Raw genomic sequence first — 21,527 nt, 5'->3', positions numbered from 1 at the left:
CGCCACTACCAGGCCATGGTCACCATCGCCTGCCTACAACTCTGGCTCACCACATGACTTTGCGGACACGCCCTAGCCCGTTCCGGCGGTTTGAGCGGTCCGTACCGGGTACTCACGGCGCGGTGAGTTCATCGCCAGAAGCGATCCCGGCGGACGTCGCGGAGCCCCGCTGCCGCAAGGCAGCACGGCGCGTCGCGAGGTGCGGGGCCACTACGGCCCCTCTAGGGTTGCGGCAGACACAAGCCTGTGGGGCGTCAGCGCAGCGAGGCCATCGCCGCCGCTCGTGTGACTCCGCAGCTGTCAGCAGGTGCCGGATTGGCTTTCCCGCGGCACGTAGGGGCAGGATGCATTTCCGGGACACATCTCCTGGGGATTTCCTGGGGGTTCCCCACGGGGCGGGAGGGTCTGAAAACAGACCCTGGTCAGGGGACTGTCCGAGGGCCCTGGCAGCATCGGCTTCGATCTCACGCCTCATCGGCAAGAAGAACACGGGAGTAACGAGTTATGAACCGCAGTGAGCTGGTGGCCGCTCTGTCCGAGCGCGCCGAGGTGACCCGTAAGGACGCCGACGCCGTTCTGGCCGCCCTCGCCGAGACCGTCGGCGAGGTCGTCTCCAAGGGCGACGAGAAGGTCACCATCCCCGGTTTCCTCACCTTCGAGCGCACTCACCGTGCGGCGCGCACCGCGCGGAACCCGCAGACCGGCGACCCGATCGAGATTCCGGCCGGTTACAGCGTGAAGGTGTCGGCCGGCTCCAAGCTCAAGGAAGCCGCCAAGGGCAAGTAAGCAGCTTGGAGCGGTCGACGGCCGCTTCAGAGCACGTACGGCGAGGGGTGGTCACCCGGTACCGGGTGACCACCCCTTCGTGTGCGTTCTCACATGTGCTTCGCGCGGGACGACGTGCTGTACGCACGACGGCGGCCGCGCCCGGCACCGTACGCGCTACGGGCGCTCCACCTTCGCGCCCAGCTCCGCCAGCTTGTTCATGAAGTTCTCGTAGCCGCGGTTGATCAGGTCGATGCCGTGCACGCGGGACGTGCCCTGCGCGGCGAGCGCCGCGATGAGATACGAGAAGCCCCCGCGCAGGTCGGGGATGACCAGGTCCGACCCCTGCAGCCTCGTCGGGCCGGAAACGACCGCGGAGTGCAGGAAGTTGCGCTGCCCGAAGCGGCAGGCCGAGCCGCCCAGGCATTCCCGGTAGAGCTGGATGTGGGCGCCCATCTGGTTCAGCGCCGAGGTGAAGCCGAGGCGGGACTCGTAGACCGTCTCGTGGACGATCGACAGGCCCGTGGCCTGGGTGAGCGCGACGACGAGCGGCTGCTGCCAGTCCGTCTGGAAGCCCGGGTGGACGTCCGTCTCCAGCGCGATGGACTTCAGCGGGCCGCCGGGGTGCCAGAAGCGGATGCCCTCGTCGAGCACCTCGAAGGCGCCGCCGACCTTGCGGAAGGTGTTGAGGAACGTCATCATCTCGCGCTGGCTGGCGCCCCGCACGAAGACCTGGCCCTCGGTGGCGAGCGCGGCGCTCGCCCAGGAGGCCGCCTCCAGCCGGTCGGGAAGCGCGCGGTGCGTGTACCCACCGAGCTTGTCGACGCCGGTGATGCGGATGGTGCGGTCGGTGTCCATCGAGATGATCGCGCCCATCTTCTGCAGGACGCAGATGAGGTCTTCGATCTCGGGCTCGACCGCGGCGTTGCTCAGCTCGGTGGAGCCCTCGGCCAGGACCGCGGTGAGCAGCACCTGCTCCGTGGAGCCCACCGACGGGTAGGGCAGCCGGATCTTCGTACCGCGCAGCCTCTGCGGCGCCTCCAGGTACTGGCCGTCCGCGCGCTTCTCGATCGTCGCGCCGAACTGGCGCAGCACGTCGAAGTGGAAGTCGACGGGGCGGCCGCCGATGTCGCAGCCGCCCAGGCCGGGGATGAAGGCGTGGCCGAGCCGGTGCAGCAGCGGACCGCAGAAGAGGATCGGGATGCGGGACGAGCCCGCGTGGGCGTCGATGTCGGCGACGTTGGCGCTCTCGACGTGGGACGGGTCGAGGACGAGCTCGCCGGTCTCCTCGCCCGCCGTCACCGTCGTGCCGTGGAGCTGGAGGAGCCCGCGCACGACGCGGACGTCGCGGATGTCGGGGACGTTGCGAAGACGGCTGGGCTCGCTGCCCAGCAGCGCGGCCACCATCGCCTTCGGAACGAGGTTCTTGGCGCCGCGGACGCGGATCTCGCCGTCGAGCGGGGTGCCGCCGTGAACAAGCAGGACGTCGTCGGTCATGGATCTCCGCGTTCCTGAAGACGATTTGGGACTGGGCGCGTTGCTCTGCCGCCCGGTTCAGCAGTCATGGGGCAAAAGGTCATCGTAATGGCCCTCCCGCCCCGCCGCGTAAGGGCTGGGAGAGAGGCGAACCGTCACAGTTGGACACTTTCACGGTGTGTGAGTGGATAGCGGCCGTTTGTGACCGAGTTGCGGAGCGGGCCGGCTGCGGGAGCGGACCTGCTTGAGAGCTCTGAGCTGGGCGTATGCCTGATGTGAGGTGGTCGATCCGGCCGTTGGCTCCCACGGACGGCGTGGTTGCGGGATCATTGGGCCATGACCGAGGTGTCTTCGCTCACCGGGCGGCTGCTGGTCGCGACCCCGGTGCTGGCTGACCCGAACTTCGACCGTGCGGTGGTGCTGCTGCTCGACCACGACGGTGAGGGCTCGCTGGGCGTGGTGCTCAACCGCCCGACCCCCGTCGACGTGAGCGACATCCTCGAGCCGTGGGCCGCGCTGGCCGGCGAGCCGGGCGTCGTCTTCCAGGGCGGGCCCGTGTCGCTGGACGCCGCGCTGGGCGTCGCCGTCGTGCCGGCCGCGCACGGCAGTCGCGCCGTCGCCGGCGGTGATCCCGCGAGCGGCGACAGCGGCGACGGGCGCGGGGAGGGGTCCGGTCCGGCACCCGAGGCCCGCCCCGGGTACGAGGGCGACGGGCCGCTGGGCTGGAGGCGCGTGTACGGCGCCATCGGCCTGGTCGACCTGGAGGCGCCGCCGGAGCTGCTGGCCGCCGAGCTGGGCTCGCTGAGGATCTTCGCCGGATACGCCGGATGGGGGCCGGGGCAGCTGGAGAAGGAGCTCTCGGAGGGCGCGTGGTACGTGGTGGAGTCGGAACCCGGGGACGTCTCCTCGCCGGCGCCCGAGCGGCTGTGGCGCTCCGTGCTGCGACGTCAGCGCAGCGAACTGGCCATGGTGGCCACGTACCCGGACGACGCCTCGCTCAATTAGGCTTGGTGCGCATGAGCACTCTTGAGCCTGAGCGCGGTACGGGCACCGGCACGCTCGTCGAGCCGACCCCGCAGACGTCGCACGGAGACGGCGATCACGAACGGTTCGCCCATTACGTCCAGAAGGACAAGATCATGGCGAGCGCGATGGACGGCACGCCTGTCGTCGCGCTGTGCGGGAAGGTCTGGGTGCCGGGCCGCGACCCGAAGAAGTACCCGGTCTGCCCCATGTGCAAGGAGATCTACGAGACCATGGGCGCCGACGGCGGCAAGGGCGGCGGCAAGGACGGAAAGGGCGGCAAGGGCGACGGCAAGTGACCGCCGGGCGGCCGCTCTTCTGCCCCGCTGGTCCGTAGTCGCCCTTCCCCGGGCTTCCCGGCCCGTCGCAGGTCCGGGCCCCGGGCAGGGCCCGCCCTCCGGGTGCTCGCCGGGCGCGCGGGAGTTCCCCCGTCCACCCGGCCGGAGACTCTCGGTCGGCCCCGCTCGTGCGGCCTGGTGACCGCTCCGGTTCCAGGCGCCGGTGCGCAAGGCTCACAGCGCGCTTCGCCCGCTCCCTGCACGGGGGCGGGCGGGGCGCGCTTTCTCGTGCGCCGGGGCGTGCGCCGCAGTCGTGTGCCGGGTGGCGCGGACCAGTAGGCGGCAGTCAATTGGTCGAGACCTATTGCCCGGTCCGGCGGCGGCTCGTACCCTCCTGCGGAGTTGTGCGACGCGAAACTTGCGTTGCGAATTCTGCAACACCTGAAGAGGGTTGGGGGACTCGCCGTGAAGTTGGCCGTACGGACAGCCGCCTCGTTGGCGGCAATCGCCATGGCAGGGACGCTGCTGGGGGGCTGTGCGCCGTCCGCGTCCGGTGGCGGGACGCAGAAGGACGAGAAGAGCGGCACCCTGCGGGTGTGGCTGTTCCGTGAGGTCGGCAACAAGCCCAAGGAACGCGTCGTCGACGGCGTGGCGCGGAGATTCGAGAAGCGCCACGACGGGGTGCGGGTGGACGTGCGGTACATCCCCGTCGACAGCCGTGCGGAGAAGATCAAGGGCGCCTTCAACGACCCCGCTTCGGCGCCCGACCTGATCGAGTACGGCAACACGGACACGGCCGGCTACGTCGAGAACGGCGGACTCGCCGACGTGAGCGGCGAGTTCGGGGAGTGGCGGCAGGCCCGCGACACGGACCCCACCGCGAAGGAGTCGGTGACCGTCGACGGCAAGGTCTACGGGGCGCCGCTCTTCGTCGGCGTGCGGGCGCTGTACTACCGCACGGACGTCTTCGACGACCTCGGACTGGAAGTCCCGCGGACCCTCGGCGAAGTCGCTGCCGCGGCGCGGAGAATACGGGCGGAGAACCCGGACATGTACGGGCTCGCCGTCGGCGGCGCCTACACCTACGGCGCGATGCCGTTCATCTGGGCACACGGCGGGAAGCTGGCCGAGCGGGGCGGCGGCCGGTACCGCGCGACGATCGACAGCGCCCGCGCGAAGAAGGGGATCGCGGCCTACACGCGGCTCTTCGGGGACGGCAACTGCCCCGCGGCGAAGTGCGCCGCGATGGGAGGCAACGACACCGTCGAGGCCTTCGCCGCCGGAAGGGCCGGAATGGCCGTCGCAGGCGACTTCAACCGCAAGGCCGTGGACGCCGGGGAGGCCGAGGGCGACTACGACGTCGTACCGCTGCCCGGGGCCGAGCGCGGCAGCATCGCACCGGCCTTCGCGGGAGGCAACAACATCGGTGTCCTGAAAAGCAGTTCGCACCGCACTCTGGCGGTCCGGCTGATGCGGGAACTGGCGGGCAAGGAGACCCAGAAGCAGCTCTTCGACGCCATGGGATTCCTCCCCACATTCACCGACGTACGCCGGCAGGCCGCGAAGGACGAGCCGTTCGTCGAGCCGTTCGTGAAGACGCTCGACGCGGGCACCGAGTTCGTGCCCGCGACGCCCGGCTGGGCGGAGATCGACGCGGGCCTCGTCCTTCCGTCGATGTTCCAGCAGATCGCCGGAGGAAAGCGCGGAGTGGGCGCGGCGGCCCGCGAAGCGGCGGAGAAGATGGACGAGGCGTTCGCCGAGTGAGCCTGCCGCTTTCCGCCCCCCGGCCCGCCCCCGCGGAGCCGGCCCGACGGCGGGTGAATTCACCTGTGCGGCAAGGGAGTTGGACTCCCTGGCTGTATCTGGCTCCCGCGCTGACCGTGCTGGCAGGACTGCTGGTGTACCCCGTGTACCAGCTGGGGCTCATCTCCTTGCTGCAATACACCCAGGCACAGGTCAGCGGCGGCGAACCGGTCACTTTCCAGGGGCTGGGCAATTACGCTGGGCTCTTCTCCGACAGGCAGTTCTGGGAAGTCCTGTCGGCGACCGTCCTGTTCGCCGCCGCGTGCGTGCTGGGAACCCTCACCGTCGGCTGTGCGCTCGCGGTTCTGCTCACGCGCGTGCGAGCCGTGCCCCGCCTCGCGCTCATGCTTTCCGCCCTGGGCGCATGGGCCACTCCCGCCGTCACCGGCTCGACGGTCTGGGTCTTCCTCTTCGACCCGGATTCCGGGCCCGTCAACAGGGTGCTGGGGCTCGGCGACTTCTCCTGGACGTACGGGCGCATGAGCGCTTTCACGCTCGTGCTGCTCGAAGTGGTGTGGTGCTCCTTCCCCCTCGTCATGGTGACGGTCTACGCGGGCATCAGAGCCGTACCCGCCGAGGTGCTGGAAGCCGCCGCGCTCGACGGGGCGTCCCAGTGGCGCACCTGGCGCAGCGTGCTGACGCCGATGCTCCGGCCGATCCTGCTCGTGGTCACCATCCAGTCGGTCATCTGGGACTTCAAAGTCTTCACGCAGATCTACGTGATGACGGACGGCGGAGGCATCGCGGGACAGAACCTGGTGCTGAACGTCTACGCGTACCAGAAGGCGTTCGCGTCCTCGCAGTACGGACTCGGCGCTGCCATCGGCGTGGTGATGCTGCTGATCCTGCTCGGCGTCACGCTTGTATATCTGCGGCTGCTGCGGAGGAAAGGCGAGGTGCTGTGACGGAGCTGCGTCCGGAACGCGCCGCAGCCGTACGGCAGCGGGGCACCCACGCTTCCGGTTCGGAGAAAGCGCCGAACGGCCGCCGCGCCGGCCGGCGTCGGGCACCGAAGAGGCCGTGGCGGCTCGCGGCGGAGACCACCGCGGTTCTCGTAGCTCTCGCCGTCGCCTTTCCGCTGTACTGGATGGTGCTTTCCGCGTTCAGGCCCGCCGGTGAGATCCGTTCCGGCCGCCCCGTGCCGTGGACGCTGAACCCTTCCTGGGACGCGTTCCGCCGCGTCTTCGAACAGCAGGAATTCGGGCGGTACTTCGTCAACAGCGTGCTCGTCGCGGTCACGGTCGTCGTGGCCTCGGCGCTGATCGCATTCCTCGCCGCGACGGCGGTCGCGCGTTTCCGGTTCCGTTTCCGTACGACGCTGCTCGTGCTCTTCCTGGTGGCGCAGATGGTGCCCGTCGAGGCGCTGACGATTCCGATGTTCTTCCTGATGCGCGACGCCGGAGTCCTCAACTCGCTGCTCTCGCTGGTACTTCCGCACCTGGCGTTCTCGCTGCCGTTCGCGGTGTGGATGCTGCGGGGTTTCGTGAAGGCCGTCCCGGAGGCGCTGGAGGAGCAGGCCACGGTCGACGGGGCGAGCCGGGCGCGCTTTCTCTGGCAGATCCTGTTTCCGCTGGTCTTCCCGGGGCTCGTGGCGACGAGCGTCTTCTCCTTCATCTCGACGTGGAACGACTTCCTCTTCGCCAAGTCCTTCATCATCTCCGCGACCGAGAACTCGACCCTGCCCATGGCCCTGCTGGTCTTCTTCGACACCGAGACACCCGACTGGGGCGGGGTGATGGCCGCGTCCACGGTGATGACGCTGCCAGTGCTGGTCTTCTTCGTCCTCGTGCACAGGCGGCTGGTCTCCGGGCTGGGAGGGGCGGTCAAGGACTGAGCGCCTGCAGAGCGCGAACGACCGTCGCACCGGCACATCCCGTCCCGAAGCTGCCATACCCAGAAGGGAGTCCGGCGTGACCCCGACCGGTCTCGTCCCCGCGCCGCGCGAGTTCGTACCGGCGGCCGGCCCGCCGTTCGTGCTCGGCCACGGCACCGCGCTCGACGCCGCACCCGGCGCCGAGGACACCGCGCGCTGGCTGCGGGCCACGCTCGGGGCGGCCGCGGGAGTGCAGCTGCCGCCGGCAGCGGGCCGGCCGGCCCCGGACGGCGGGGCGATCGTCCTCCGCACGGACGGTCCGCTCGGGGAGCGGCTCGGCCCGGAGGGGTACGTGCTGGAGTCGGAGGCCCGGCGCGTCACCGTCACGGGCGGCTCCCCGGCGGGCGTCTTCCACGGCGCGCAGACCCTGCGGCAACTCCTCGGCCCCGCCGCGTTCCGCCGTGCCAGAATCGCGCCCCCGGAGGGGAGTTGGAGCATCCCGGCGCTCCGCGTGGAGGACGCGCCCCGCTTCGCGTGGCGGGGGTACCTGCTGGACGTGGCCCGCCACTTCATGCCCAAGGACGGCGTGCTGCGCATCCTCGACCTGCTCGCCGCGCACAAGCTCAACGTGCTGCACCTGCACCTCACCGACGACCAGGGCTGGCGCATCGAGATCGAGCGCAGCCCGCGCCTGACCGGCGTCGGCGCGACCCGCGCCCGTACCCGCGTCGGCCACGGGGGCCGCGACCGCGGCGGGACGCCGATGTGGGACGAGCGTGCACACGGCGGCCGTTACACGCAGGACGACCTCCGGGAGATCGTCGCGTACGCCGCCGAGCGCCACATCACCGTCGTCCCCGAGATCGACGTCCCGGGCCACTCCCAGGCCGCCGTCGCCGCATATCCGGAGCTGGGCAACACCGACGTCGTCGACACTAAGTCGCTGCGGGTGTGGACGGAATGGGGCGTGAGCCCGAACGTCCTGGCACCCACCGAGGCGGTGCTGCGCTTCTACGAGGGCGTGCTGGAGGAGGTCCTGGAGATCTTCCCGTCCCGCTTCGTGCATCTCGGCGGCGACGAGTGCCCCAAGGACCAGTGGCGCGCCTCTCCCGCCGCGCAGGCACGCATCCGCGAGGCGGGGCTGCCGGCGGACGGGCCGGCCCCGGGCCACGGGCACGATGCCGTCCGCGTGACGCCTGAGGAGGCGCTGCAGTCGTGGTTCGCCCGGCACTTCGCCGGCTGGCTCGCCGCCCGCGGACGCCGCCTCGTCGGCTGGGACGAGATCCTTGCCGGCGGCCTGCCGGAAGGCGCCGCCGTCTCCTCCTGGCGCGGCCGCTCCGGCGGCGTCGCGGCGGCCCGCGCCGGGCACGACGTGGTGATGTGCCCCGAGCAGCACGTGTACCTGGACCACCGCCAGGACGCGGGCGCGGACGAGCCGGTGCCGCTCGGGTACGTGCGGACCCTGGAGGACGTCTACCGGTTCGAGCCGGTGCCGCCGGAGCTGGCGGGAACCCGGTACGAGCACCACGTCCTGGGCGCGCAGGCCAACATGTGGACAGAGTGCGCCGAGAACCAGCAGCGCGTCGACTACCAGACGTTCCCGCGCCTGGCCGCGTTCGCAGAAGTGGCGTGGTCCCGCCTCCCGCCCCCGCCGGAGCGGGACTTCGCGGACTTCGAGCGCCGCATGGAGCAGGCCCACTACGCGCGTCTCGACGCGATGGGAGTCGACTACCGGCCGCCGGGAGGCCCGCATCCGTGGCAGCGCCGCCCCGGCGTCCAGGGGCGGCCGGCCGAGGGCGCACCGCCGTCGACGTGACCCCGGTGACCAGGAACCACCGTCTGTAACCGAAAGTGCTCACCTGGTTGCGGAACGTGCACAACTTGTGTGCCGGTGCCGTCGTTTCGCGGCGTTGGTCCCTAGCACGAAAGTCCGTACAGGTGCCCGGATCCCCGCAACAGGCCCCCGGAGTGGCAAATCCCCACTTGATCGTGTGAGCAGGGGATTAGGTGCCAACTCACCGGACATGGGACGAGGATGACGACGACAGACGGAACCACCCGGACCAGCCCTTACCGGGCCCCCGGTCCGACTGTCCGCCGAGATGTGCCAGAGTTGCCTCGTCCGGGCTGTGAGCACGTACCGTACGGGCACGGCGGCCGGACGGACCGGGGAAGGGGCGGCTGGGTTGAGCACGCACGCACAGCATGAACAACATGCGCCACAGGCTGTGCCGTCAGTCATGCTGCCGACCACTCTGGACGAGGCCGTGTCGGCGCTCTCCACGGTGCCCGCGGCCGTTCCCGTCGCAGGCGGCACGGATCTGATGGCGGGGGTCAACTCGGGCCAGCTGAGGCCCACCGCGCTCGTCGGTCTCGGCCGCATCAGCGAGATCCGCGGCTGGCAGTACCTCGACGGGCATGCCCTGCTCGGGGCCGGCCTGACGCACGCCCGCATGGGACGGCCCGACTTCTCCGCGCTCATCCCCGCCCTCGCCGCCAGCGCACGCGCCGCCGGACCTCCGCAGATCCGCAACGCGGGCACCCTCGGCGGCAACATCGTCAGCGCCGCCCCGACGGGGGACACGCTGCCGGTGCTCGCCGCGCTGGAGGCGACGCTCGTCGTCGCAGGCCCCGAGGGGTCGCGGCGTGAGATCCCGGTGAGTCATCTGCTGGCGAACGTGGAGATGCTGCGACCCAGCGAGATCGTCGGACACGTACGCGTCCCGCTCCTCCACGCCCCTCAGACCTTCCTCAAGGCGACCGGACGCACCGGCCCCGGCAGGGCCCTGGCCTCCGTCGCCGTCGTGCTGGACCCGTTGCGGCGCGGAGTGCGCTGCGCGGTCGGCGCGGTCGCGCCGATGCCGCTGCGTCCGCTGGAGGCGGAGCGCTGGATCGCCTCGCTCATCGACTGGGACGGGGAGCGCGGGCTCGCCCCGGAAGCGCTGAACGCTTTCGGGGAATATGTCGCGATGGCGTGCATTCCCGATCCTCCGCCGCCGGAGGACGGCGGTGAGGCTCCCGTACTTCCGCCCGCGGCACTCCATTTGCGGCGTACGGTGGCCACATTGGCCCGCCGAGGACTCGGGAGGGCGCTCGCATGAGCAACGGCAATCCGCACGGCGACCCCAACGCCCGTCCCCACCCGAACGCGAACCAGGACGCCGGCCACGCGCAGCGGCAGGACCAGACGTACGGGGGCGGATACGGGTACGGCGAGGGCGCGCCGCAGTCGTACCCGCAGGAGGGCTGGGGCGGCGAGTACGACGCGGACGCCACCGCCTTCGTGCAGCTGCCGAGCGGCCCGCTTCCCCCGCCGGGAGCAGGCGTCGACGCCTGGGGCCCGCTGGCCGCACCCGGAACGGGGCAGGGGGGCTACACGCCGCCGCCCCTCGACCCCTCGGCGGCGGGGCAGCAGCCCGCCCCGCCGGTGCCCGGCCCCACCACCGATCCGGCGGCAACCGGGAACTGGGCTATGCCCTTCGGGCAGCAGCCGCCCGGCGGGCCGCGCGACGGGCGGGGCGGCCCCCCGTACGGGCAGCAGGGCCAGGAGTACGGCCAGCAGTACGGGCAGGAGCACGCCCGGGAGCAGGGACACCCGCAGGAGGAGAACTACCGGGTGCAGTCGTCCTTCCCGTCGGCTCCCGCGGAGCAGCACGACGGCGAGAGCGCGTCCTCGGCGGCCACGGGGCAGGGGGCGGCAGCGGCGCTCGCGGGCTCCCACGAGGCGCGTACGCTGCGGCGTCCGCTCGGCTCGGGCGGCGGCACGGGCGACGAGGCGGAGCCGATAGGACCGGGCACGTCCTTCGCTCAGGAGCAGGCCGAGCGCCGGCAGGAGCAGCAGCAGCGGTACCGGCAGGACCCGGGCGGCGAGGCCCGGTACGCGGAGGCGCACGCCCACCGGCAGGTGCCCTTCGGGGGGCAGGGGGAGACCCCGGGGCCGGACGCGGACGCACCGCCGCCCCAGGGGCAGGGGCACGCCTACGCGGCGTCGCCCCACGACGGCGCCGGAGCGCCGGCTGCGGGCGCCCCGCAGGGGCCGGGCGCCGAAGGCCACACCGGCCGCGGAGGTGACGGCGGCCCCGGAAGCGGAAGCGGTACCGGAAGCAGCGGAGCTCCCACGGGGAACGGCGCAGGCGCCTCCGACGACGGAACAGAGGGCGGCAACCTCCGCCTGGGCACGGTGCGTTCGGGACTTCCCTTCACTCCTTCGTCCGGCGGCGGCAACGGCGCCACTGCGGGCGGCCAGTGGTCGCCCACCGGCCAGGACGGCCCCGGCAGCGGCAACGGCCCGGCCGGAGAGGCAGCCGGGCAGAGCAACTCGGCGGAGACGAACGGCAGTCGGTCCGGAGCGGCGGCAGGCGGCGCGGCGCCGTCCGGCGCGTCCCCCTCACGCGGCGCCGCCGCAGACGGCACCGCGGGCACCGCGAACGACGACGGCTCCGCACCCCCTGACGCGGCGTCCGCCGGCACGGCGGCCCCCGACTCCGCGTCCGGCGCCCCGCCCGCCGACGGGACGGTCTCGGAGGCCCCATCCGTCGAGCTGGCACCCGAACTCGGCGGCGAACACCCCCACGTCTCCTACGTGTTGCACGTCAACGGCGCCGACCGGCCCGTCACCGACGCGTGGATCGGCGAATCCCTGCTGTACGTGCTCCGCGAGCGCCTCGGCCTGGCCGGCGCCAAGGACGGCTGCTCGCAAGGGGAGTGCGGCGCCTGCTCCGTACAGGTCGACGGCCGCCTCGTGGCTTCCTGCCTCGTGCCCGCTGCGACCTCCGCGGGCAGCGAGATCCGGACGGTGGAGGGCCTCGCGGTCGACGGCGTACTCTCCGACGTCCAGCGGGCGTTGACCGAGTCCGGAGCCGTCCAGTGCGGCTTCTGCGTCCCCGGGCTGGCGATGACCGTGCACGACCTCCTGGAGGGCAACCACGCCCCCAGCGAGCTGGAGACCCGCAAGGCCATCTGCGGCAACCTCTGCCGCTGCTCCGGTTACCGCGGCGTGCTCGAAGCCGTCCGCACAGTCGTGAGCGAGCGGGCGGAGCAGGCCGCGCGGGAAGAAGAGGAAGCCGAAGCGGAGGCGGAGGCCCAGGAGCGGATGGAGGCCCAGCAGGCGCGGATCCCGCACCAGGCGGGCCCGGGCGCCGGCGGCGCCTACTACCCCCCGGGGAGCGGCGCATGAGGCGTCCCGGCTTCCCCGTGTCACGCGTTCGGCCCCAGGGCAGACGGTCCAGCACCGCCGAACCGCGGTGCGGTGCCGGGATGCCGGGCGAGAGCGCCGGCGGAGACCCGGCAGGCACCTCCGCACCTAGGGTGCGTCGTTGGGATCTTCGTGGTTCGGCGAGTGGCGTCCGGTGCGTCCGGATGCCAGGCGGAGGATCGCCCTCGTGCTGGGGTCCCCCATGCCGAAGGCCAGGGGAGTACTCGGGCGGCTCCGGCAGCGCAGCAGACGGGCGTGCTGTACGCCACGAGCCCGCGAAGATCCAAAGGACACGCCTTAGCAGCACACGCGGCGGCACGCGTGGCCGCACCCGAGGCGGGGGACGACGAGGAGAAGGACGCGTACGGCGCGTACGGCGCGGCGGACGATGCGGAAAGGCAGCGGCATGACCAGCACGGCCGACGGTCCCGGCGCCGTCACAGCGACTCCCTCCCAAGGCACGCCTCTGCCGCACGAACCCGCCGACGGACCCGTCACCAAGGGCATCGGCGCGTCCCTCCCCTCGGTCGACGCACCCGCCAAGGCGGAGGGCACCTTCCCGTACGCCGCCGACCTGTGGGCGGAAGGCCTGCTGTGGGCGGCCGTGCTGCGCTCTCCCCACCCGCACGCCCGCATCATCTCGATCGACACCACGCAGGCGGCGGAACTCCCCGGTGTGCACGCCGTGGTCACCCACGAGGACGTGCCGGGCGACGCCGGACACGGACGCAAGATCGCCGACCAGCCGGCCTTCGCCCGCGACCTGGTGCGCTACTACGGCGAGCCCGTCGCGGCAGTCGCCGCCGACCACCCCGACACCGCGCGGCTGGCAGCCGCCGCGATCGACGTCGAGTACGAGCCGCTGGAAGCGGTCACCGACCCGGAGAAGTCCTTCGAGTCCGAACCGCTGCACCCCGACGGCAACTTGATCCGCCACATCCCGCTGCGCTTCGGAGACCCGGACATCACGGGCGACGTCGTCGTGGAGGGCCTCTACCGCATCGGCCGCCAGGACCCCGCGCCCATCGGAGCCGAAGCGGGGCTTGCCGTGCCGCGCCCCGACGGCGGCGTGGAGATCTACACGGCCTCCACCGACCCCCACACCGACCGCGACCTGGCCGCCGCCTGCTTCGGCCTGCCGCCGGAACAGGTGAAGATCGTCGTCACCGGCGTTCCCGGCGCGATGGGCGACCGCGAAGACACCGGCCTGCAGATGCCGTTGGGCCTGCTGGCCATGAAGACCGGGTCCCCGGTCAAGATCGCGGCCACCCGCGAGGAGTCATTCCTCGGCCACGCGCACCGCCACCCCACCCTGCTGCGCTACCGCCACCACGCGGACAGCGAGGGCCGGCTGGTCAAGGTCGAGGCCCAGATCCTGATGGACGCCGGAGCGTACGCGGACACCAGCGCCGACGCGCTCGCCGCGGCCGTCTCCTTCGCGGCGGGGCCGTACGTCGTCCCCCACGCGTCCGTGGACGGCTGGGCCGTACGCACCAACAACCCGCCCTCCGGCCACGTACGGGGCGAGGGCGCCATGCAGGTCTGCGCGGCGTACGAGGGCCAGATGGACAAGCTGGCCGCCCAGTTGCGCATCGACCCCGCCGAGCTGCGCATGCGCAACGTCATGGCGACGGGCGACCTGCTCCCCACCGGCCAGACCGTCACGTGCCCCGCGCCCGTCGCCGAACTCCTGCGCGCCGTACGGGAAGCACCGCTGCCGCCGCTGCCCAAGGACAGCCCCGCGCGGGACTGGCTGCTGCCCGGCGGTCCCGAAGGCGCCGGCGAGCCGGGCGCGGTACGGCGGGGCGTCGGCTACGCGCTCGGCATGGTCCACATGCTCGGAGCGGAAGGCGCCGACGAGGTCTCCACCGCCACCGTGAAGGTCAACGGGCCCGTGGCGACGGTGATGTGCGCCGCCGTCGAATCAGGGCAGGGCTTCACGACGCTGGCCCGTCAGATCGTCCAGGAGACGCTGGGCATCGACGAGGTCCACGTCGCCTCCGTCGACACCGATCAGCCGCCGGCAGGCGCGGGCGCCCACAGCCGGCACACCTGGGTGTCGGGCGGCGCGGTCGAGCGGGCGGCGAAGATGGTGCGTTCGCAGCTACTGCAGCCGCTGGCCTCGAAGTTCGGGATGACGGCGGAACTGCTCTCCGTGTCCGACGGGAAGATCACCTCCTACGACGGAGTGCTCTCCACGACCGTCGCGGAAGCCCTGGAGGGCAAGGAGCTCTGGGCGACGGCCCAGTGCCGCCCCCACCCGACCGAGCCGCTCGACGAGACCGGGCAGGGCGACGCCTTCGTCGGCATGGCCTTCGCGGCCGTACGCGCCGTCGTGGACGTCGACATCGAGCTCGGCTCCGTACGGGTGGTCGAGATGGCCGTCGCGCAGGACGTGGGACGCGTGCTGAACCCGCGTCAGCTCCGCGCGCGCATCGAGGCGGGCGTCACCCAGGGCGTCGGAGCGGCCCTCACAGAGCACCTGCGCATCGCACGCGGCGTGGTACGCCGCCCCGACTTCACCGGCTATGCGCTGCCGACGGCGCTGGACGCCCCGGACATCCGCATCGTCAAACTCGTCGAAGAACAGGACGTCGTGGCGCCGTTCGGCGCGAAGGCCGCGTCGGCCGTCCCGGTGGTCGTCTCCCCGGCGGCGGTCGCCTCCGCGGTCCGCGCAGCCACGGGCCGCCCGGTCAACCGCCTCCCGATCCGCCCCCAGGCGGCGGTCCAGGGCGGGTGACGGGCGGGGCGCCGGGGGCTGTGGCGCACCAACTCAGCAGCAAGGCAGCCAAGTTCATCCCGGACGGCGGCTCAAGCAGGGCGCAGCCCGACCACGGGCCGAAGGCAACCGAACTCGCGGCCAGTCGCTGAAGGGCGGCCGCGCTCAGGGGGATTACGTAAGTGGTGACCGAACGCATGGTCAAGTCAGAGGTCTCCGGGACCCCGGGGCCGGCTGCTGGCCGGGGCCGCGGGATGCGTGCCTTCGGGGCCCGGCTGATCGGCCTGCTCCTGCTCGCTCTGGCGCTCGGGCTCGGCTACGCGGGCGTGGTGTCCGGCATCCAGGAGCCATTCAGCAAGTCGATCGCGGGGACGATCACGGTCGAGCGCTGTGCGGAGGGAGACACGAGAAGGGCGCCCCAGGAGTGTGAAGGGGTCTTCGTTTCTGACGACGGCAAGACCAAGGACTCGGACTTCGCGGAGGTCGAGACCGAGGAGCCGTACGTCAAGGGGGACCGGATCGACGTGGTGCAGATCGACACATACTCGTACGAGACGTCGCTCACCAGCGCCGTGGCTGCCGGCCTCCGATACCTCTTCGGCGGCCTCTGCGCCCTCGGTCCTGCCCTCTTCTGCCTGATCGCCGGAAGGTGGCCGGGACCACGTGCGGCCGGGGCTCTGCGCTCGCTGCCCCCGGCGTTCTCCTGGATGACGTTCCCGCTGGTGGGGGTCGGCCTCCTCGGACTCATCGTGTGCGGCATCGTGAAGGGCGCCACCTGAGGACGTTCGGCTGCTGCTGCCAGGGGCCACTGAACGGGGGGTCAAGGTCGTGGATCTCGGGGCCGAATGCCAGCTGACGCTTCCCTGTTGTAGCTCCGGGTTCTGGCCCTGGGGGCGAACCGAGTCCGCAAGGGGGCAAGCATTCGTTGTGGCGCATCACGATCCGGTATCGGTGATCCAGTCAGTAGCCGCGCGACGTGCGGCATTTGCCCACTTCGCCTCTCCTGGGTCCGGGTCCGCTTTCGTGCTCCCTGGCGGGTTCTCGCAGCATGCAGGGGGGATCGCGTGTAGGGCTCGATTCCGCGTCGACGGGGGCAGGCAAGATCGTAGGGGTGGTGACCCGGTGTCAGTGGGTGTTACTAGGGTGTGCGAGTGAGCGTCTTACGGCACCATGGGTCGGTACTGTCTTTGCGGCTCAACTGTCCGAGTGGGCCGGGACGGCCTCTGGTACGCAGTCGGTGTGCACGGGTGGATGCGGGAACGCATGACGGAGAAGGAACGGGGAGGGCGCAGCCGTGGGTGAGATGCGGGTCGATCTCAGCGAGCTCGAGGAGACCGTACGGAAGCTCGGTCGTGTGAAGACGGCCATGGACGGGTCGGTGACCAAGAGCAAGTACGGCACCAACCTCCCTAAGGGAGCTCTCGGAAGCCCCCGTTTCACGGAGGGCACCGAACTCACCGGTGCGCATGATGAAATGAAGATGCATATCCAGGAGATCGTCACCGTCATCAACCGAGTCATCGATGATTTCGGCACGAACACGAAGAAGGCGCACGGCAAGTACCAAGACGCCGAGCACGATGCTAAGAGCGGCATGGATAACGGCCGTTCCGGGTCGGGAAACTAGCGGTCAGGGGGCGAGGACGACATGGGTGACGACACAGGGCTCGACAAGTACACCGATACCGGCAACATGTGTTACGCGGGCGATGTAAAGACACCGTTCGCGACCCGGGAGAGCATCGACTCGATGAAGGAGATGCTTGCCACCGCTAAGCCGGACCAGGTCCTCGAGGTAGCCGATGCCTGGAAGAACATCAACGACCACCTCGTTGGCGGCAGTGGAAGTGTCAAGGGTGACTTTGACAAGGCCGTCGATCATGTGCTTCAGCACTGGGAGGGTGAGTCGGCCGACGAATTCGCAAAGACGGCACGGAAGATCAGTAAGCAGATCTCCGACTGCGCCAAGTACGCTGAGTACACCTCTATCGCTATGCGCAACGCTGGTCAGCAATTGAGCGATATCAAGCCGAAGGTCGACGCGATCGAGAAGCCCAGCGGCCTGGGTAGCGCGATGGACAAGATCGGCGATGGATTCAGTCGTGACGATGAGAAGTGGCGGAGTGAGATCAGCGGTAACCAAGGCGCGCAGAGCGCCTTGGACAATCACGATGGTGACCTGTCTGCCGGTAAGGAAGAGCAGCTCAAGGCCGCCGCGCTGATGGAGACACTGGCCCTCACCTACTCGTCCCAGACCAAGACAATGGGGACGTGGGAGAAGAGGAAGCCTGGCCGGGGTGGAGGCGATGACGGGTACCCGGGGGAGCCCGGAGGTGTTGCGCCCGTACCGGTCCCTGTGACTTCGGACGGTTCGGGTCCTGGGACGGCAGTTGCGAGCGCCTCTAAGACGGGAAGCGTAGTCGGGAAGAGTCTCCCGAAGACGAAGTCGCCTACGGTTTCTGCGACGCCTGGCGCGGCCACCAAAGTCGACGGGATCAAGGGTGGCACACCCACCGCTGTTCCGGGCACCGGTGGTGGCGCCAAGTCGGTTGGCCCCACTGCGGGAGTGACCGGAGGCCCGTCTGCGAGTGCCGGTCCTGTAGGAGGCGGCCCCGTCGGCGGCCCCGGCTTTGTCGGTAAGGCTTCCGGTAATCGGAGTGTCACCGGAGCCGGTGCGGGCAGCCGCACTGGTATTGGCGGCGCTCGTGGCGGCGCTGGTCAGCGAGTCGCCGGCGGCATCGGAGCCGGCGGTCGCGGCGGGGCTGCCGGGGGCGTAGGCAACAGGGGCGGCAAGAACGTTGCTGGGCGCGGTCCCCTGGCGAAGTCGCGCGGTGGCGTCCTCGACACGCCGGAGCAGGGCAAGGGTGCCGCTCGTCAGGGTGGTGCGGGTCTGCACTCGAGCCGTGGCGGTGCCATGGCGGGCGAGCGTGGCCGTAACGCCGGTGGCGTCATGGGCCGTGGCGGTGTCGCCGGTAACAACGCCCGGCGTAAGCAGGACAAGAACGACCAGGGCGAGCGTCCGGACTACCTCGTTGAGGACGAGGAGACCTGGATGCCCGAGCGGCGGGACGTAGCCCCGCCCACAGTCGGCTGACGGGAACCGCCAGACTACGTGTAGGACAAGCTCAGGGGTGCGGTCATTTGGCCGCACCCCTCCGCCGCACAAAAGAGGACTCGACGGATGGGCATCACCCGGATTCTGCGCGTCATTGGCAGCGCATCCCTGACTGGGGCACTGGTCTTCGCGTCAGCGCCGCCCGCGACAGCGGATCAGGTTAGGGATGATCAGTGGGCATTGAAGTCTCTCGACGCAGAGTCCGTTTGGGAAATCAGCCGAGGAAAAGGGCAGACAGTCGCAGTCATCGATGACGGAGTCAATGCCCGACACCCTGACCTCAAGGGCAATGTCATCGAAGGTAAGGACTTCATCGATGGCGGTTCCACTGCGCCGAAGAACGGTGACAACCATGGCACGGGCATTGCAGGCATCATCGCCGGACACGGTCATGGCTTGGGGAACCGGGACGGCGTCATGGGCTTGGCTCCGGAAGCTAAGGTGCTGGCAATTCGTGCCAACGCGTCAAACTCTCTGCAATTTGACAAGGCCGTAAAGTACGCGGTTGATCACGGTGCATCGGTGATCAACATTTCGCAAGGTGGCGGGAAATATTCCGTAGATGATGAGGAAGCGGTCGCTTACGCGCTGAAGAAGAATGTGCCTATTGTTGCCTCAACCGGCAACTCGGGCAAGTCTGTTGAATATCCTGCCGCGTATCCGGGGTTGGTTGCCGTTGGGGGGCTGGAAAAAAGCAACACGATTTGGGATAACTCCAACAATGGCAAGCAGACACTTCTGAGCGCTCCAGCTGTGGACATCGTAAGTACGGGGGGTCCCAGAAATCTGAACGGATATGGGATCGGAGATGGAACTTCTACCGCAACTGCGTATGTGTCTGCTGCCGCTGCGCTCGTCCGTTCAAAGTACCCAAAGTTGACGGCCGGTCAGGTTGTCAATCGCCTGACTAAGACCGCTGAGATGCCCGACTCCGAGAAGGCGACGAAGCTCCCCGACGATCGGTACGGTTATGGTGCGCTTCGCCCTCTAGCGGCGCTGCAGGAGGATGTTCCCAAGGGGCCCGCGTATGGGCCGTTGTCTCTCCCGTTGAAGATCAAGAGTGATCTGGAGGAAGCGGAAAAACTGAAGGAGTCTCAAGCTCAGCAGAAGGAAGCAGACCGAGAGTTCGTCATCCTTTGGGTCATCACGGGTGTACTTGCGCTTCTCTTCGTGGGTGGAATCATCCTGATGATCCTTCTCGTTCGACGCCGAAGGAAGAAGAAGCGGAATGTCGAGCTTGCTGGCCCGAGTCCTTATCCGTATCCGCCCGGCCAGGCACCCGGTTACGGCATGCCTCACTACCAGCAGCAGCCGGACGCTCAGCAGCAGATGTCGGCACCCCCGCAGCAACCCCCGCTCAACTAGTGACGAATCCTGCTGCCCTCTGTGCAGTTGATGGGAAGTTTCGAACTTGTCAGAGAGGGCCCCTCGCCAGGCATGCGCTCGGCAGGGTGATGCCGCCCTGCATTCGGGCCGCGAAGGTGTTGCATCGAGCCTGGCCGTAACGCCGGTGGCGTCATGGGCCGTGGCGGTGTCGCCGGTAACAACGCCCGGCGTAAGCAGGACAAGAACGACCAGGGCGAGCGTCCGGACTACCTCGTTGAGGACGAGGAGACCTGGATGCCCGAGCGGCGGGACGTAGCCCCGCCCGCGTTGGCTGACGGGGCCCCGGCGCACTACGAGGTACTTCAATCCCAGGGGTGCGGCCTGCCGGCCGCACCCCTCCGCGCACAAAGAGGACTCGACAGATGGGCATTACCCGGACCCTGCAGCTAATCGGCAGTGCGGCGTTGGCTGGGACGCTAATCGTCGCTTCAGCGCCCAGCGCAGCGGCAGATGATGTTAGAGACAAGCAATGGGTGCTCGGCGCTCTCGACACTGAGTCGGTCTGGAAAATCACAAAGGGTGAGGGCGAGATCGTCGCCGTCATCGATGATGGAGTCAACGCTGAGCACCCTGACCTCAAGGGTAATGTTCTCAAAGGGAAAGACTTCATCGACGGTGGTTCTACCGCTCCGAAACGGGGTGAAGATCACGGTACCGGTATGGCTGCCATGATCGCTGGCCACGGCCACGGCCCGGGCAGTGCAGGCGGGATCATGGGGCTCGCCCCTGAAGCTAAAATCCTGCCACTCCGCGACAGCGGGGAGGATGGAAACGGTTTCAGTGAGTCCATCAAATATGCCGTCGATGAGGGCGCGTCCGTTATCAGCATTTCACGGGGTGGCGACAACAGCGACCTGGATGAGGCTGATGCGATCGCATATGCACTGAAGAGGAATGTGCCAATCTTCGCCTCAACTGGGAACTCTGGCGGGTCGATTGAATACCCCGCCGCTTATCCTGGGGTCGTTCCTGTCGGTGGCGTTAAGCAGGATGGGGAAATTTGGAGCAAGTCCAACAGGGGGCCGAAGACGCTCCTGACGGGACCGGCCACGCAAGTCCTCACGGCTGGTGGCGAGAATAGTGACTACTACCGTTACGGCACAGGGACCTCCGACGCGACCGCTTACGCCGCTGCGGCTGCTGCTCTTGTTCGGTCGAAGTATCCGGATCTCACGGCCGGGCAGGTCGTCAACCGCCTAACCGAGACGGCTTCGATGCCTGCCTCAGAGAAAGGCGCGAAGCTTCCCGACGAGCGGTACGGCTACGGTGCTATTCGCCCGCTCGATGCATTGCAAGCAGACGTGCCCAAGGGCTCCAAGTACGGGCCTCTTTCCCTCCCTCGACAGATCAAGCAGGAATCCAAGGGCGCGCAGAAGAAAAAGGAGTCTCAGGCTCTTCAGAAGAAGGCTGACCGGGAGTTCTTGATCGCCTGGTCCGTTATCGGCGTCGTGGCCCTCGTGGCGATCGGCGTACTCGTCCTCCTCGTAGCGAGGTCCCGCCGCAAGAAGAATCGGAACAGCGGTGGTTTCGGCGGTCCCGGTGGGCCTGGAGTTCCCGGCGGCTACCCCTACCCGCCGCACCAGGCGCCCGCGCATGGCATGCCACGGCAGCAACAGCGGTACGCACAGCAGCAGATGCCAGCGCCACCTCAGCAGCCCCCGCACAACTAGTGACGGATCTTGTCGACCTCACTCGCAACTAACGCGAAGCGCGGATCTTCTGTAAGGCGCACGGCGCCGGGCTTGCCAGCGTCGGCCTTCGCGACAACGGCGCTGCTCGTCAGGGTGGCGCGGGTCTGCACTCGAACCGTGGCGGGGTCGCGTGTAATGGCGCCCGGCGTAAGCAGGACAAGAACGATCAGGGTGAGCGCCCGGACTACCTCGTCGAGGATCAAGAGACCTACCCAAGCGGCGGGACGTAGCCCTGCCGACAGTCGGCTGACGAGGTTCCGGCAA

17 protein-coding genes are annotated in these 21,527 nt (G+C 69.5%); 15 read left to right on the top strand and 2 right to left on the bottom strand.

All coding sequences use genetic code 11. The features are described from left to right. Positions 1 to 504: 504 nt before the first annotated feature. Positions 505 to 786 (top strand): HU family DNA-binding protein, encoded by a 282-nt coding sequence (locus IEY56_RS23920; RefSeq protein ID WP_045866949.1) that lies wholly within the window; start codon positions 505 to 507, stop codon positions 784 to 786. Positions 787 to 942: 156 nt separating this feature from the next. Here the strand turns inward: IEY56_RS23920 and murA are convergent, their stop codons facing one another. Then, entirely contained in the window at positions 943 to 2,262 is a 1,320-nt protein-coding gene (gene murA / locus IEY56_RS23915) for a UDP-N-acetylglucosamine 1-carboxyvinyltransferase (RefSeq protein ID WP_045866948.1), read from the bottom strand. Positions 2,263 to 2,577: 315 nt separating this feature from the next. Between murA and IEY56_RS23910 the strand changes: the two genes are divergently transcribed. From IEY56_RS23910 to IEY56_RS23845, 14 genes are all read left to right on the top strand, one after another. Beyond that, positions 2,578 to 3,246: a YqgE/AlgH family protein gene (locus IEY56_RS23910; protein ID WP_189039330.1), complete on the top strand. Its 669-nt coding sequence runs from the start codon at positions 2,578 to 2,580 to the stop codon at positions 3,244 to 3,246. 11 nt (positions 3,247 to 3,257) lie between these two features. Then, complete coding sequence (locus IEY56_RS23905) at positions 3,258 to 3,563, top strand: DUF3039 domain-containing protein (protein ID WP_045866999.1); 306 nt, start codon at positions 3,258 to 3,260, stop codon at positions 3,561 to 3,563. 444 nt (positions 3,564 to 4,007) lie between these two features. Next, a complete protein-coding gene (locus IEY56_RS23900) occupies positions 4,008 to 5,306 on the top strand; it encodes an extracellular solute-binding protein (RefSeq protein WP_229712155.1) in 1,299 nt (432 codons plus the stop codon). 2 nt (positions 5,307 to 5,308) lie between these two features. Then, positions 5,309 to 6,250 (top strand): carbohydrate ABC transporter permease, encoded by a 942-nt coding sequence (locus IEY56_RS23895; protein ID WP_373292176.1) that lies wholly within the window; start codon positions 5,309 to 5,311, stop codon positions 6,248 to 6,250. Continuing rightward, positions 6,247 to 7,179, top strand: coding sequence for a carbohydrate ABC transporter permease (locus IEY56_RS23890; RefSeq protein ID WP_229712153.1), 933 nt, complete (start codon positions 6,247 to 6,249; stop codon positions 7,177 to 7,179). The genes IEY56_RS23895 and IEY56_RS23890 overlap by 4 nt, the downstream gene beginning before the upstream one ends. A 76-nt stretch (positions 7,180 to 7,255) precedes the next feature. Beyond that, positions 7,256 to 8,974, top strand: a complete 1,719-nt coding sequence (locus IEY56_RS23885) for a beta-N-acetylhexosaminidase (protein ID WP_229712152.1) — start codon at positions 7,256 to 7,258, stop codon at positions 8,972 to 8,974. A 424-nt stretch (positions 8,975 to 9,398) separates the two neighbouring features. Then, the gene (locus IEY56_RS23880; RefSeq protein WP_229712151.1) at positions 9,399 to 10,259 is read left to right on the top strand and encodes an FAD binding domain-containing protein; all 861 of its coding nucleotides are present in this window, start codon (positions 9,399 to 9,401) and stop codon (positions 10,257 to 10,259) included. Continuing rightward, on the top strand, positions 10,256 to 12,334 hold the full coding sequence (locus IEY56_RS28685; protein WP_229712150.1) for a (2Fe-2S)-binding protein: 2,079 nt from the start codon (positions 10,256 to 10,258) through the stop codon (positions 12,332 to 12,334). The genes IEY56_RS23880 and IEY56_RS28685 overlap by 4 nt, the downstream gene beginning before the upstream one ends. A 424-nt stretch (positions 12,335 to 12,758) precedes the next feature. Then, the gene (locus IEY56_RS23870; RefSeq protein ID WP_189039327.1) at positions 12,759 to 15,092 is read left to right on the top strand and encodes a xanthine dehydrogenase family protein molybdopterin-binding subunit; all 2,334 of its coding nucleotides are present in this window, start codon (positions 12,759 to 12,761) and stop codon (positions 15,090 to 15,092) included. Positions 15,093 to 15,268: 176 nt separating this feature from the next. Then, positions 15,269 to 15,850, top strand: coding sequence for a hypothetical protein (locus IEY56_RS23865; protein WP_189039326.1), 582 nt, complete (start codon positions 15,269 to 15,271; stop codon positions 15,848 to 15,850). Between the two features lie 515 nt (positions 15,851 to 16,365). Continuing rightward, entirely contained in the window at positions 16,366 to 16,698 is a 333-nt protein-coding gene (locus tag IEY56_RS23860) for a hypothetical protein (RefSeq protein ID WP_189039325.1), read from the top strand. A 21-nt stretch (positions 16,699 to 16,719) separates the two neighbouring features. Then, on the top strand, positions 16,720 to 18,165 hold the full coding sequence (locus IEY56_RS28680; RefSeq protein ID WP_229712149.1) for a hypothetical protein: 1,446 nt from the start codon (positions 16,720 to 16,722) through the stop codon (positions 18,163 to 18,165). Between the two features lie 87 nt (positions 18,166 to 18,252). Beyond that, entirely contained in the window at positions 18,253 to 19,551 is a 1,299-nt protein-coding gene (mycP, locus tag IEY56_RS23850) for a type VII secretion-associated serine protease mycosin (protein WP_189039324.1), read from the top strand. Between the two features lie 383 nt (positions 19,552 to 19,934). After that, the gene (locus tag IEY56_RS23845; RefSeq protein ID WP_189039323.1) at positions 19,935 to 21,242 is read left to right on the top strand and encodes a S8 family serine peptidase; all 1,308 of its coding nucleotides are present in this window, start codon (positions 19,935 to 19,937) and stop codon (positions 21,240 to 21,242) included. Here IEY56_RS23845 and IEY56_RS23840 read toward each other — a convergent pair. Next, positions 21,239 to 21,466, bottom strand: coding sequence for a hypothetical protein (locus IEY56_RS23840; RefSeq protein WP_189039322.1), 228 nt, complete (start codon positions 21,464 to 21,466; stop codon positions 21,239 to 21,241). The genes IEY56_RS23845 and IEY56_RS23840 overlap by 4 nt on opposite strands. Between the last annotated feature and the right edge of the window lie 61 nt (positions 21,467 to 21,527).

The sequence above is a fragment of the Streptomyces daqingensis genome (assembly GCF_014645895.1).
GTDB lineage: Bacteria > Actinomycetota > Actinomycetes > Streptomycetales > Streptomycetaceae > Streptomyces > Streptomyces daqingensis.
This window is presented reverse-complemented; position numbering and strand designations above follow the sequence as displayed.